This window comes from Promicromonospora sp. NPDC060271 (genome assembly GCF_042726755.1).
Lineage (GTDB): Bacteria > Actinomycetota > Actinomycetes > Actinomycetales > Cellulomonadaceae > Promicromonospora.
Window position 1 is genome coordinate 1 of the sequence record NZ_JBHXBG010000157.1, and the last position, 12,415, is coordinate 12,415.

14 protein-coding genes are annotated in these 12,415 nt (G+C 71.8%); 4 read left to right on the forward strand and 10 right to left on the reverse strand.

The features are described from left to right. Nucleotides 1-98 precede the first annotated feature (98 nt). From ACFWE2_RS20220 to ACFWE2_RS20250, 7 genes are all read right to left on the reverse strand, one after another. Nucleotides 99-230, reverse strand: a complete 132-nt coding sequence (locus ACFWE2_RS20220; protein ID WP_377226003.1) for a hypothetical protein — start codon at nucleotides 228-230, stop codon at nucleotides 99-101. Between the two features lie 238 nt (nucleotides 231-468). After that, entirely contained in the window at nucleotides 469-1,188 is a 720-nt protein-coding gene (locus ACFWE2_RS20225) for a DUF4232 domain-containing protein (RefSeq protein ID WP_377226004.1), read from the reverse strand. A gap of 189 nt (nucleotides 1,189-1,377) precedes the next feature. Continuing rightward, on the reverse strand, nucleotides 1,378-2,043 hold the full coding sequence (locus ACFWE2_RS20230; protein ID WP_377226005.1) for a DUF4097 family beta strand repeat-containing protein: 666 nt from the start codon (nucleotides 2,041-2,043) through the stop codon (nucleotides 1,378-1,380). 195 nt (nucleotides 2,044-2,238) lie between these two features. After that, nucleotides 2,239-3,450, reverse strand: coding sequence for an MFS transporter (locus tag ACFWE2_RS20235; RefSeq protein WP_377226006.1), 1,212 nt, complete (start codon nucleotides 3,448-3,450; stop codon nucleotides 2,239-2,241). A gap of 90 nt (nucleotides 3,451-3,540) precedes the next feature. Further along, nucleotides 3,541-3,942: a hypothetical protein gene (locus tag ACFWE2_RS20240; RefSeq protein ID WP_377226007.1), complete on the reverse strand. Its 402-nt coding sequence runs from the start codon at nucleotides 3,940-3,942 to the stop codon at nucleotides 3,541-3,543. A 112-nt stretch (nucleotides 3,943-4,054) separates the two neighbouring features. Continuing rightward, nucleotides 4,055-4,684, reverse strand: coding sequence for a hypothetical protein (locus ACFWE2_RS20245; protein WP_377226008.1), 630 nt, complete (start codon nucleotides 4,682-4,684; stop codon nucleotides 4,055-4,057). A 105-nt stretch (nucleotides 4,685-4,789) separates the two neighbouring features. After that, nucleotides 4,790-5,833, reverse strand: a complete 1,044-nt coding sequence (locus ACFWE2_RS20250; protein WP_377226009.1) for a LacI family DNA-binding transcriptional regulator — start codon at nucleotides 5,831-5,833, stop codon at nucleotides 4,790-4,792. A 117-nt stretch (nucleotides 5,834-5,950) separates the two neighbouring features. Here ACFWE2_RS20250 and ACFWE2_RS20255 point away from each other — a divergent pair, with 117 nt between their 5' ends. Then, on the forward strand, nucleotides 5,951-7,126 hold the full coding sequence (locus ACFWE2_RS20255; protein WP_377226010.1) for a Gfo/Idh/MocA family protein: 1,176 nt from the start codon (nucleotides 5,951-5,953) through the stop codon (nucleotides 7,124-7,126). 42 nt (nucleotides 7,127-7,168) lie between these two features. Further along, entirely contained in the window at nucleotides 7,169-8,242 is a 1,074-nt protein-coding gene (locus tag ACFWE2_RS20260; protein WP_377226011.1) for a Gfo/Idh/MocA family protein, read from the forward strand. Nucleotides 8,243-8,372: 130 nt separating this feature from the next. Here the strand turns inward: ACFWE2_RS20260 and ACFWE2_RS20265 are convergent, their stop codons facing one another. Together ACFWE2_RS20265 and ACFWE2_RS20270 are read right to left on the reverse strand one after the other, a co-directional pair. After that, nucleotides 8,373-8,765: an SgcJ/EcaC family oxidoreductase gene (locus tag ACFWE2_RS20265; RefSeq protein ID WP_377226012.1), complete on the reverse strand. Its 393-nt coding sequence runs from the start codon at nucleotides 8,763-8,765 to the stop codon at nucleotides 8,373-8,375. A 2-nt stretch (nucleotides 8,766-8,767) separates the two neighbouring features. After that, nucleotides 8,768-9,475 carry an SDR family NAD(P)-dependent oxidoreductase gene (locus ACFWE2_RS20270; protein ID WP_377226013.1) on the reverse strand — a complete coding sequence of 236 codons (708 nt, stop codon included), beginning with the start codon at nucleotides 9,473-9,475 and terminating at the stop codon, nucleotides 8,768-8,770. A 78-nt stretch (nucleotides 9,476-9,553) separates the two neighbouring features. On the opposite strand from ACFWE2_RS20270, the gene ACFWE2_RS20275 reads away from it, so the two are divergent. Continuing rightward, nucleotides 9,554-10,219, forward strand: coding sequence for a TetR/AcrR family transcriptional regulator (locus ACFWE2_RS20275; protein WP_377226014.1), 666 nt, complete (start codon nucleotides 9,554-9,556; stop codon nucleotides 10,217-10,219). 28 nt (nucleotides 10,220-10,247) lie between these two features. On the opposite strand, the gene ACFWE2_RS20280 is transcribed toward ACFWE2_RS20275, so the two are convergent. Beyond that, nucleotides 10,248-11,303 (reverse strand): hypothetical protein, encoded by a 1,056-nt coding sequence (locus tag ACFWE2_RS20280; protein ID WP_377226015.1) that lies wholly within the window; start codon nucleotides 11,301-11,303, stop codon nucleotides 10,248-10,250. A gap of 93 nt (nucleotides 11,304-11,396) precedes the next feature. Between ACFWE2_RS20280 and ACFWE2_RS20285 the strand changes: the two genes are divergently transcribed. Then, on the forward strand, nucleotides 11,397-11,975 hold the full coding sequence (locus tag ACFWE2_RS20285; protein ID WP_377226016.1) for a dihydrofolate reductase family protein: 579 nt from the start codon (nucleotides 11,397-11,399) through the stop codon (nucleotides 11,973-11,975). The last annotated feature ends 440 nt before the right edge of the window (nucleotides 11,976-12,415 follow it).

Below are 12,415 nucleotides of genomic sequence, written 5' to 3' on the forward strand. Positions count from 1 at the left end.
GTCAGTCAACCGACCGATCTCACGGCAACCGACCGAAGTCAGGCCGGCGCCTGAGCAACCGACCGAAGTCAGGCCAGGGCCCGAGCAAGCGACCGAAGTCAGACCAGCACCTCGCCGTCGCGCGCGACGACCCGGCCGCCCGCGAGCACGAGCGCCCGGCGCGGCGCGCGGACGACGGCGTCGGGCACGTTCTCGGCGTCGACGAGCACGACGTCGGCCGGTGCGCCCACGACCAGGTCGTGTACTGCCCGCCCGACGAAGCGGCCGGCGTCCGCCGACGCGATCCGCGCCGCGGTGACCAGGTCCTCGTCGTAGCGGAAGCCGGACAGCCGCGCGAGCTGCGTGGTCAGCGCCAGCAGGTCGCCCGTGCCGCAGAGGGACCACAGGTCGCGGATGCCGTCCGTGCCGAGGCCGACCGCGACCCGGGCGTCGCAGGAGAACGCATGGAAGGACCGTAGCCGGGACCCGTCAGCTCTCCGGCTGGAAGGCCTGGACGTCCAGCAGCTCGTCGTCCGGGTTGGCGCACGCCAGGAGCGTGAGCTCGTCGTTCCGCACGAACAGCGACCGCTTCTCGCCGGGCGGGTAGACGCGGAGCCCGTCGGCGGTCGTCTGCTCGCAGTCCTCGTCGAAGTTCTGGGCGTTCGCCACGGAGAGGTTCGCGTGCGCCGAGGCTCCGGGAGCGAGCGTCACCGAGCCGTGCGGGCTCGACCGGTCGAGCGTGGCCGACGCGCCGATCTGGGTGCCGTCCCCGTCACCGACGAACGAGACGCCCGGCCAGCCCTGCAGGACGCAGGGCTCGGACGCCTCGTTGTCCAGCACGATCCTCAGCTCGTAGTGGCCGGCGGACGCGCCGCCGTCCACGGCTTCGAGGCTTCCCGCGAGGTCCGGGGTCAGGCACCGCGGGGGAGACGCCGCCCCGCCGGACGGGTCCGGCGTCGTGCCCGGCTCCGGCGTGCCGTCGTCCGGCGTCGTGCCCGGATCCGGCGTCGCCCCGTCGGGGGAGGGCGACCCGGCCGCCGTCGGGCCGGACGACGTGCTCGTGGTCGCTGACGGCGGACCCGAGCCGTCCGAGCCGGCGCTCGCGGCGGACGAGCAGCCCGCCGTCGCGAGGAGCGCGGCGACCCCCGCGGCGCCCCACACGGTCCTCCACGTAGCGCCTGACCTGGTGCCAGTCCTCGGCTTGCTCACGTCCGCATCCTCTTCCCCCTGCCGGGTCCGCCCCGGTGACCACGGCTCGCTGAGCAGTCTCGTCCGATGCCGGCCGAGCTACCTTCCCGAGCTACCTCTTCCGATGCTGTCAGACGGCTGGGGGTCCCGCGACGTCACGCACGGCCCCGGCGAACGTCCTGTCGTGCGGAGGCCTCGAGAGGCGCTGGATCAGAGGCTGTGGGCTGCGATGTCGCCCTGCATGGTCGTGGCCCGGATCTCGAGCTCCGTGGTGCCGTCGTTCTTGAGGGCGTTGCGGACACTGCCCAGGCTGGTGCCCGCGTCGAGCGTGGCCGAGACGCCCGCCGCGGCGGCGACCGAGATGCTGCCGGACTGGGTGCTCAGCACGACCGTGCCCCGCACCGCCTCGCCGATCCGGATGTCGCCTCGCATGGTGCTGATCTCCGCGGGCCCGTTGACCCGGCCGACCACTACATCGCCGTCCACGGCGCTGAGGCGGATGCTGTCGGCCTCGTCGATCTTGATCTCGCGGTACGCGCCCTCGAAGACGACGTCGCCGAGCGTGCCGACGGCGCGGAGCTCCGTGCCGGCCGACCGCGCCTCGACCCGGGAGCCGGTGGGCAGCTGGACCGTCACCTCGACGGAGCCCGAGTGGCCGACCAGCGAGTTCTTGGGCTCGGGGGTGGTGATCCGCAGGACGCCGTCGGAGTAGCCGACGGCGACCTGCTCGGCGAGGCGGACGTCGCGGCTCTTGCCGGAGTCGGCGGGCAGCACCTCGACGGTGGTGTCCGCACGGTCGGCGGCGATGAGCTGGACGCGCCCGGCGGGGAGGTCCAGGACGACGGAGATCGCGGCGGGGGTGTCGAAGTTCTGCATGATGTTCTGCTCCTGTGCTCGGTGGTTCGCGGTGTTTCTGATATCGCAAACGCTACGTTGCCTTTCAGGGTGTGGCAACGGCAATGTTGCACTGAACGAACATCTGCGCAGTTCAGAACGCATAAATGGTTGCAACAGGCCAGGAAGTAACGCAATGCGAACGCGCGATGCGTTGCAACAGCTTGAAGGTGAACGCTACCCGCGGCGTTTGCGGTCGGCCCGGCCCGTCCAGTGGCCCACCCAGATCGCGCCCAGCAGCGCGAGCGCCCCGATCACCACCGGCGCCGCGGCCAGCGGCGCGATCGCGGCCACCCCGGACACGAGCAACGGCCCGCCCGTGTTGCCGATGTCCCCGCACAGCCGCCAGCCGCCGAGGAACTGCGCACGGCCCTCCCGCGGCGCGGCGTCGGCGCCGAGGGTCATCACGATCCCGGAGCCGAGCCCGTTGCCGACCGCGATGATCGCCATCACCAGGCCCACGCCGAGCGCGGAGTCGGTGAGCGGCAGCAGCAGGCAGCCGACGCCGACGGCGAGGACCACCGGTACCGCGACCACCTGCCGGCCGCGCGTGTCGAGCAGCCAGCCGCCGGGCAGGGTCAGTGCGATGTCGATGGTCGCGGCCACCGCGAAGAGCAGGGAGACCACCGCCGCGGAGATGTGGACGTGATCGGCCCAGAGGGGCAGCAGACCCGTGCGTACCGAACGCGAGGCGCCGATGATGATGACCGCGACGCCGAGGGTGAGCAGCGTGCGCCGGTGCTCCCACAGCACGGAGCGCACCGACAGCGGGGCGACGCCGCGCGTCACCCGGCCGAAGTCCGGCATGCGGGTGACGATCAGCGCCGAGGCGAGGGCCGCGCACACCGCGAGCACGAACACCGAGCGCACCCCGAAAAGATGGATCAGCAGGGCGCCCAGCAGCGGCCCGACCAGGGCCCCGAGGCGCATCGACCCGCCCAGCAGCGCCATCGCGCGTGCCCGGTGGCTGATCGGTACGGCGTCGATCAGGAAGCCCTGCCGGGCCTGCAGGAACGCCGTCCAGCTCATACCGCTGACGAAGACGCACAGGCACAGCACCCAGACCGACGGCACCAGGAGGGCGACGAGCATCGCCACCGCGTCCACGAGCCCAGCGATCACGAGGGTGCGGCGCTCGCCGAGGCGGGCCACCAGCGCGCCGGACGGCAGGGAGTTGGTGAGCTGCCCGATGCCCAGGAGGGCGACCACGAACGCCGCCACCGCGGTGGTCGCGCCGAGGTCGCCCGCGTGGATCACCAGCACCGGCATGACGGCGCCGTGGCCGACCGAGCTGACCACCGACGGCAGGTACGCCACGACGGCGATGTCGCGGAAGCGGAAGCCCGGATCGTCTCCTGAACCGTCCCCTGGGTTGCCCGTGCTCGTCACACCGGCATCCTGTCAGATAGTTAGCCGCGGCAACGACCTGGTCCGCAGGATGGTCGGTCCGGTCCGGTCGGAGCGGTCGGGCTCGCCGGCTCAGCCGCCGAGGTGCGGGTTCGCCGCGCGGATCGCGTCGGCGACCGCGCCGCGGGCGTCGTCGTGCCGCAGCAGCTCCTCGCCGCGGAACAGCAGCACCACCCCTTGGCCCTCGTTGAAGACGCCGCGCGCGGCGAGGCCGGCGCGTTCCCACAGGAGCGCCAGCTCGGCGCCGAGCCGGGCGATCGCCCCGTCGGTCGGCCGGTCCGTGTCGAACGTCCACTTCCCGAGCGGCACGCCCGCCACCCCGGCGATCGTCCACCCGAGCCCGGTGGTCAGGGGGTAGGTGGCGCCGAGGACCGGGGTGTACGCCCGGACGAGGACTTCGGCGGCGAGCTCCGCACGGTCCATGGCGAGCAGCGCGGCGAGCTCTGGTGCGGGTTCTGCGGCAGGTTTCGGCACGGGCGCACGCTAGCGGTGCCGGGTTGCCGTCCGGTGAACGGCTGCCCGGCCGTGCCGCTGTGCGGCCGCGTCTCGGTCCGGCTGTGCCGCTGTGTGCCGCCGCCCGCCGTCGTCAGGCCATCTCGGGTACGTGGAGGTGTGCGAACGCGATCTCCATCTCCTCGACGTTGTCGACGTTGGCGCCGAGCTCCGCGACGACTCGTTCGCGGAGGGCGGTGGTGGCCTCGCGGCTGGCCTCCAGGGCCTCGCGGCTGTCGAAGGCCGCGGTGCCCACGACCCGGCCGGTCTCCCGGTCGACCATCAGGCTGGCGCTGCAGAAGCCGTCGAACTCCTGGATCCGCGGCACGACGACCATCCGGAACATGTCGACGGCGTTGTCGACCATGTGCAGGTCGCCGCCGCTCAGCCAGGTGAGGCGGGCGCAGGCGCCCTCGGGTGCGGCGTGGTCGCGGTGGACGACGGCGACCTCCCACTCCTGGACGTACCGGCCGGAGGTGCTGCCCAGTGCCCGCTCGGCGCGGTCGCGCAGCGGGCGCACGGCCGCGGCGCTGTCCCGCATCGCGTCCTCGGACGACCACGCGGTCGTGGTGATGCACCGGCCGCTCTGCCGGTCGACCAGCATCGACATCCCGACGCAACCGTCCATCGCGGAGACCGCCGGGAAGATCTCCTCACGAACGAGGCTCAGCCCTGCGTCGATCTCGGCGGGCTCACCCTGGATCTCGGTACTGCGGATGTACATGGCGGACTCCCTGTGCTCGTCAGCAGCGTCCGGACGGCGCTGCCGTCCCTTCTCACGTTCCGCCGACCGGCGCGCCCGGTCAAGAGGGGAGCTCGTCGAGTTCGGTCAGCCAGGCGGCGCCTGCCGGTCCGGCGGCCGCGCGGCTCCCGTGGACTCCCGCCAGACGACGCGCTGGAGGGCGGAACCGCGTGCCGGCGGCTCCTCGCCCCGCAGCGCCGCGACCAGCAGCCGCATGGCGTGGTGCCCGGCGGCCTGGAAGTCGACGTCGACGGTGGTGAGCGACGGCATCGTGTAGGCGCCGAACGTCGCGTTGTCCCACCCGGTCACGACCAGGTCGCCGGGCACCCTCCAGCCGCGCTCGGCGGCGGCGCGCAGCACGCCGACCGCCAGCATGTCGTTGGCGGCGAGCACGGCGACCGGGGGCGCGTCGTCGGGCAGGGCGAGGACCGCCCGCCGCCCGGCCTCGGCGGACCAGTCGTTGCCGACCACCCCCAGCGACTCGAGCGGCTCGTGCGACTCGGCGCCGAGGTGCTCCAGGCAGGCGACGTAGGTGTCGCGGCGTGCCCGTGCGGAGGCGAACTCCGGGGAGCCGGCGACGTGCAGGAACCGGCGATGGCCGGCCGCGACAAGCGCGTGGACGAGGACCTCCATGAGGTCGGCCTCGGCGAGCTCGCCCGAGCTGCGCATCTGTTCGTCGAACGCCGTCGCGGCCAGGACCGGAGGGGAGTCCCCGCCGTCCGAGAGCGCGTCCGGGAGCACCGGGACGAACGTCAGGACGCCCTCGTACTGGCCGCCGGCCGCCAGCTCGAGCACACGCGCGGTCCGGTCCGCCACGCCGCCGTCGACGCTGCTGGTCTCGATGGCGTAGCCCGCCTCGGCGGCCGCACGGCTCGCGCCGGTCAGCATGCGCATCTGGTTCCCGAAGGCGGCGACGCCGGTGATCACCGCGAGCCGCCCGGAGCGCCGCGTGCGCATCGAGCGCGCGGCGAGGTTCGGGCGGTACCCGATCGACTCGGCCGCCCGCAGGACGCGTTCGCGGGTGGCCGGGGAGATCGAGCCCTTCCCGGTCAGCACGTAGGACACCGTGGCCTGGGAGACGCCCGCGAGGCGCGCGACGTCGCGGCTCGTCGGGGGGACTGCAGTGCTCACGACGCTCCACTCTCCGGACGGTTCTCCGGCGGTCGCTCCCTTGACAGCGACCTACCCGGCCACAACCATAGTGACACGTATCACCAGTGACACGTATAACTCGCATCCGGGGGAACAGTGCTCAAGATCGGGATCATCGGGACCGGCGGGATCTCCCGCTCCCACGTCCACGGCTACCAGCAGTTCGGCGACGAGTGCGAGATCGTCGCCCTGTGCGACATCGCGCCAGGCAAGGCCGCAGCGCTGGGGGCGGAGCTCGGCCTGGCCTCCGCGCGGGCCTACGAGCGGATCGAGGACCTGCTCGAGGCCGAGGACCTGGACCTCGTCAGCATCGCGACGCCGCCGTCCACCCACGCGGAGCTGACGATCGCGGCCCTGCGCGCCGGCGTCGACGTGCTCGTCGAGAAGCCGATGGCGCCGTCGCTGGAGGAGTGCGACGCGATGATCGCTGCCGCCACCGAGAACGACCGGATCCTGTCCGTCGTGGCGCAGAACCGCTTCCGCGACGACATGGCGACCCTGAAGGAGGTGCTGGACTCGGGCCTGATCGGTCCCGTCTCGCATGCCCAGGTCTCCTCGTCCTGGTGGCGCGGCACCGCCTACTACGACCTGTGGTGGCGCGGCACGTGGGAGCGCGAGGGCGGCGGGTGCACCCTCAACCACGCGATCCACCACCTGGACCTCACGTCGTGGATGCTCGGCGCGCCCAGCGCCGTCACCGCGGTGCTGACCAACGCCCAGCACGAGAACTCGGAGGTCGAGGACCTCTCCGTGGCCGTGCTGCAGTACGGCCGGGCGCTGGCCGAGGTGACGAGCTCGGTGGTGCACCACGGCGAGGAGCAGGCGATCGTCGTCCAGGGCCGGCACGCGCGGGTGTCCCAGCCGTGGAAGGTGGTCGCCGACGTCGCCGAGCCCAACGGCTTCCCCGCCCCTGGCGGTGACCCCGCCCTGGTGGCCAAGATCGAGGCGCTGGCCGCGGCGCACCGCCCCCTGGAGCACGAGGGTCACGCCGGGCAGATCGGGGACGTGGTCGGTGCGGTGCGCGAACGCCGACGTCCGCTGGTGGACGGGACGGACGGACGCCGTGCGATCGAGCTCGTGACCGCTATCTACCAGGCGGGTATCGAGCGGCGGACGATCGACCTGCCGCTCTCGCCGGACGACCCGTACTACCGCGCAGGCACGCTGCTGGAGCGTGCCCCGCACTTCTTCGAGAAGACGACGGCGGTGGCCGACCTGCCCGGTGACATCACGGTCGGCAGCTCGGCCAGCAGCGCAGCCGGCAACGGCTGACCCGTCCCGAACCAAGCACGAGCGAACAGGACCACAGATCTCATGACGACGACCAGCGGCTTCGCCTACGCGCCGGAACCGATCCCCGCACCCGTTGTGGGTGCCGGAGACTTCCCCTTCGCCGCGGTGGGCCTGGACCACGGGCACATCTACGGCATGTGCGAGGGCCTGATCGGCGCCGGCGCGACGCTCGAGTGGGTGTACGACCCGGACCCGGTGAAGGTGGCGCAGTTCCGCGACAAGTTCCCCGATGTGCGGGTGGCGCGCAGCGAGGACGAGATCCTCGGCGACGACGAGGTCCGCCTCGTCGCGGGTGCCCCGGTCACCTCGGAGCGCTGCGCGCTCGGCCTGCGGGCCATCGAGGCGGGCAAGGACTACTTCGTGGACAAGGCTCCGCTGACCACCCTCGACCAGCTCGCGGCGGCCCGGGAGGCGACCGCCCGGACCGGGCGCAAGTACGCCGTCTACTACTCGGAGCGCATCCACGTCGAGGCGGCGGTCCTGGCCGGCCAGCTCATCGACCAGGGCGCGATCGGCCGGGTGCTGCAGGTGATGGGCCTCGGGCCGCACCGCCTGGGCACCGGCCGCCCGGACTGGTTCTACGAGAAGGAGAAGTACGGCGGGATCCTGTGCGACATCGGCAGCCACAACTTCGAGCAGATGCTGCACTTCGCCGGGGCCAAGGACGCCGAGGTCGGCTACTCGGCGATCGCCAACTACAACCACCCCGAGCACCCGGAGCTCGACGACTTCGGTGAGGCGTCCATCGTCATGGACACCGGCGCCAGCGGTTACGTCCGCGTGGACTGGTTCACGCCGGACGGCCTGAGCACGTGGGGAGACGGGCGCACGTTCGTGCTCGGCACCGAGGGCTACCTCGAGCTGCGCAAGTACGCCAACGTCGCGACGGACCAGGGCCCCGGCCACGTGTTCCTCGTCGACGGCAAGGGTGAGCACCACATCGTCGCGGAGGGGAAGGTCGGCTTCCCGTACTTCGGCCAGCTCGTCCTGGACTGCCTGGAGCGCACCGAGACCGCGATGACGCAGGAGCACGCGTTCAAGGCCGCTGAGCTCAGCGTCCTCGCCCAGCAGGGCGCGCGCGTCCTCACCGCGTGAGCGCGGGCTCGGCGTGAGCTCGCGTCTGCCCGCCTGAGCACAGCCTGCCCGCCCGGGCGAACCGGGCGGGCAGGCTGTACTCGGGCGGGCGGGCTGTACGCGGGCAGGCTGTACTCGCGTCCTGCCGGGGCTACTGCACGCGCGAGACGTGATAGTGGTTGATCAGCCACTGGTCACCCACCTCGACGGCGACGACCGTGAGGTGGACCTGGACCGGCGCGTCGGGCCGGTGGAAGGTGACCGCCGCGTAGCCGAGCACGGCGCCAGGGGCGAGCGTCCGGCTGTGGAGCAGGGTGTGGTCGGCGGTCAGTCCGGGCGGCTGCTTGCCGTAGTACGCGGTGACCGCGGCCCTGCCGAAGGCCGGTTCAGGGTCGAAGCCCTGGAACAGCGCGTCCTCGGTGAACTGACCGGCGATCTGGTCGAGGTCACGCCGGCGGATGCCGTCGGCCCAGCGGTCGAGCAGGGCCGAGATCGTGGCGGCGGCGTCGGCCTCTGTCGCGGGCCGTGCCACGGGTCGTGTCACGGTCAGTGCCCCGCGATCTGTCCACCGTCGATGTGGAGGAACTCGCCGGTCACGAAGGGCGACTGCTCCAGGTAGATGACGCCGCGTGCGACGTCCTCGATCTCGCCGAGGCTGCCCAGGGGGTGCAGGCCGGCGAGCGCCTCGTGCGTCTCCTCCGGGTGCATCGGGGTCTTGATGACGCCGGGGGAGACCGCGTTGAAGCGGATGCCCTGCGACGCGTACTCGATGGCGAGCGCGCGGGTCGCCGAGGCGACACCGCCCTTGGTCACCGACGCCAGGGCCGAGGGGAAGACCGAGAGCGCGCTCTCCACCAGGGTCGTGGTGATGTTGACGACGTGCCCGCCGCCGACGGCCTGGAGCTGCGGGATGACGCGCTGGGTCAGGTGGAAGAAGCCGCCGACGTTGATCGCGACCATGGCGTCGAAGTCCGCGGTCGTGTACTCGGTGAACGGCTTGGCGATGAAGACGCCCGCGTTGTTCACGAGCGTGTCGACGCGGCCGAAACGCTCCACTGCGGTCTTCACGATCAGGTCCGCGGTCGCCGGGTCGGCGATGTCGCCCGCGACGGTGGCGAGGTCGTCGGCCTCGCTCTGGTCGATGGTGCGCGAGTTCGCGACGACGGCGTACCCGAGCTCCCGGTACGCGGCCACGAGGCCTGCGCCGATGCCCTGTGAGGCTCCCGTGACGATGGCTACCTTGCGAGTGCTCATGATGATCTGATTCCTTTGTAGACGGTCGGTCAACTACTGGAGGTTCCAGTTATAGTTGACCAGTCGTATACTGTCAACATGCCGCGAACCTCAGATGGACGAGAGCGCCTGATCGAAGCGGGCGTCGAGCTGTTCTCCCAACGTCCCTACGGCGCGATAGGCGTCGCGGAGCTCTGCGCGCGCGCCGGCGTGAACAAGGGGTCCTTCTACTACTTCTTCCCGTCCAAGGAGGCGCTGGCGCTCGCCGTCATCGACCGGCACTGGTCGTGGCAGCAGGGCGTATGGGCCGAGATCCTCGGCGGACCCGGGACGATCCTCGAACGGCTCCGCGCGCTGTTCGCCGCGACCGCGCAGATGCAGATCGACGCCCGCACCGGCACGGGCTGGGTCGCAGGCTGCCTCTTCGGGAACCTGGCGCTCGAGGTCAGCTCGCAGAACGAGCCGGTACGGATGCGCCTGCAGGAGATCTTCGACGAGCAGATCGAGCTGATCCGGGCGCCGCTCGCCGCGGCCGTCGAGTCCGGCGAGCTCCAGCGTCCGGCAGAGGACGTCGACGGCGCGGCGAAGGCGATAGTCGCCCAGGTCGAGGGGCTCGTGCTGTTCGCCAAGCTGTTCAACGACCCGGCACATCTGGACGCGCTCTGGCAGAACAGCCTGCGGCTGCTGGGGCTGGAGCCCGCGAACGCGGCGGGCATGGCGAACGTGGAGCGCATGGCGGACGCAGTGGGCATGGCGAAGGGGTGACGACGGCGGTGGGCGGCTGAGCGCCTGGTCAGGACCTGCGTGCCTTGACCATCCGCTCCTCGCGGAGCGCCACCTCCAGCGCCATGAAGGCCAGCACGTCCAGGACCAGCCCGAACGCCGCCGTCCACCGCAGCGCGCGGAACACCAGGAGCTGTGTGAACAGCAGGCTGATGAGCACGGCGCGGCGCATCCAGACGGCGCCGCGCAGATGGTTGTTGCGGCCGACGACGATGCCCACGGCCAGCAGCACCATCGACGCGCCGACGGCGGCGAGGATCGCGAAGCCGGTCCACTGGGGCAACCCCGGCACCTCGCCGCGTACGACGCTGAGTCCCACCAACGCCTCGGCGGCACCCACCAGCACCAGGACGCAGATCAGCAGCCACGCCGCCCATGCCCGGTCCACGAGCGCGTCCAGCCAGCGCACGACGCGGTCGACGCCGCCGCGGACGGGGTCGGGCAGGTCGGTGTCGTCGTCGGGCACCGCGTCGACCAGCTCGGCGACCAGGTGGGCGCCGGGTTCGCCGGCGCCCTTGGCGGCGAGCTCGCGTGCCTCGGCGCGGGCCGTCGGGGTGAACCCGCCGGCCAGCCCGGCGGTGAGCCGGTCGGCCGCGACGGCGAGGTACTCGGCCGGGTGGTGGGCGCGACGGCCGTGCAGCCCTTCGACGATGAGGACGAGCACCACGGTGACGAAGTAGATGATCGCTGCGGTCGGCGCGTAGAAGTAGTCGTTGTCGGCGGTGACGAACTTGCCGACCTCGTCGATGAACAGCCCGAAGCCGACGCCGCCGAGCGCCGCGCCGAGGGACCGTGGCACGGGACCCACGTAGGACAGCAGCAGCATCATCGCCAGCGCCATGAGGAGCCCGCCCCACAGCACGTGCGCGACGTGCAGATCGCCGCCGCCGATCTGCGGGTAGTCCGCAGCGGCCAGGTAGGCGCGAGTTGCCAGCACGGTCACGACGCTCGCCACGAGGAACGTCACCAGGTGCCGCACCGCCGACGTGTCGCGCGGAGCTCCCAGCCGCAGGAGCCGGCCACGGCCGGCGAGGCCGCCCGATTCGGTCGTCAGCTCGTTCGTCACGCTGTGTCCTCTCGTGCCGTCCGGCGGCGATGAGATCCGCCGCGCCCTCCGGTCTGTACCGACGTACCTGAACAACCTTCCCAGGAGACCATCATGACCACTACCTACACGTTCGACGTGTTCTCCAGCCTCGACGGCTTCGGCGCGGCCGGCGGCGACTGGACAGGCTACTGGGGCAAGCAGGGCCCGGAGCTCCTGGAGCACCGGCTCGCCCTCTACTCGCAGGAGCAGCGACTGGTCCTCGGGGCCAACACCTACCGGGCGTTCGCGCAGATGCTGTCCGAGAGCTCCGAGAACTCCGACGTGCGCGACCCGTGGGTCACCCGGATGCGGAACCTGCCGACGACGGTGGTGTCGAACACGCTGGAGAGCCCCGTCGACTGGCCGGACGCCCAGGTGGTGAAGGGCGACGCGGTCGACGTCGTCGCCCGGCTCAAGGAGGAGTCGGCGGTGCCGCTGTGCTCGCACGGGAGCCTGTCGATGAACCGGGCGCTGATGGCCGCAGGCCTCGTCGACCAGGTCCGGGTCACGCTGTTCCCGGTGATCACCGGCCGGACCGGCCTGGACCCGATCTTCCAGGGTGCCGCCGACTTCGACCTCGAGCTGATCGAGCGCGTGACGCTCGACGGCGACATCCAGGAGCTGGTCTACCGGCCGACGCTGCATGCATGACGAACCGCATGCATGACGAACCGCATGCATGACGAACTAGTGGACCGAGTGCTGAGATCTGACGGGCTTCGGGTGCGTCGACCGATCCTCGCCAGGCAATGAGCGGAGCGAGGCGGCCGGACGGGACAGGTCGGGCCGCCTCAGTGAACGCGGATGGTGGCCAGGTCCGGTGAACGGGTGCCGTTGGTTGCTGTCGGGCTCTCGGTGGGCTTGGTGGGCGGGCCGGGGCGTGCTGCCCCACTAGCTTTTGAGTGGTCAGGCGGCTTCAGCGGTTGTCGTGCCCGGCCGGCCGGTCAGGCGGCTTCGGTTGGGGCGTTGATGGGTTCGGGGAGGCGGATGCGGTGCCCGCGGGCGTCGGTGAACGCCCATCCGGTCTCCAGCAGGGCACCGGCCGGGGCGTCGGCCGTGTTGGTGGTGGTGCCGGTGGTGTTGGTGATGGG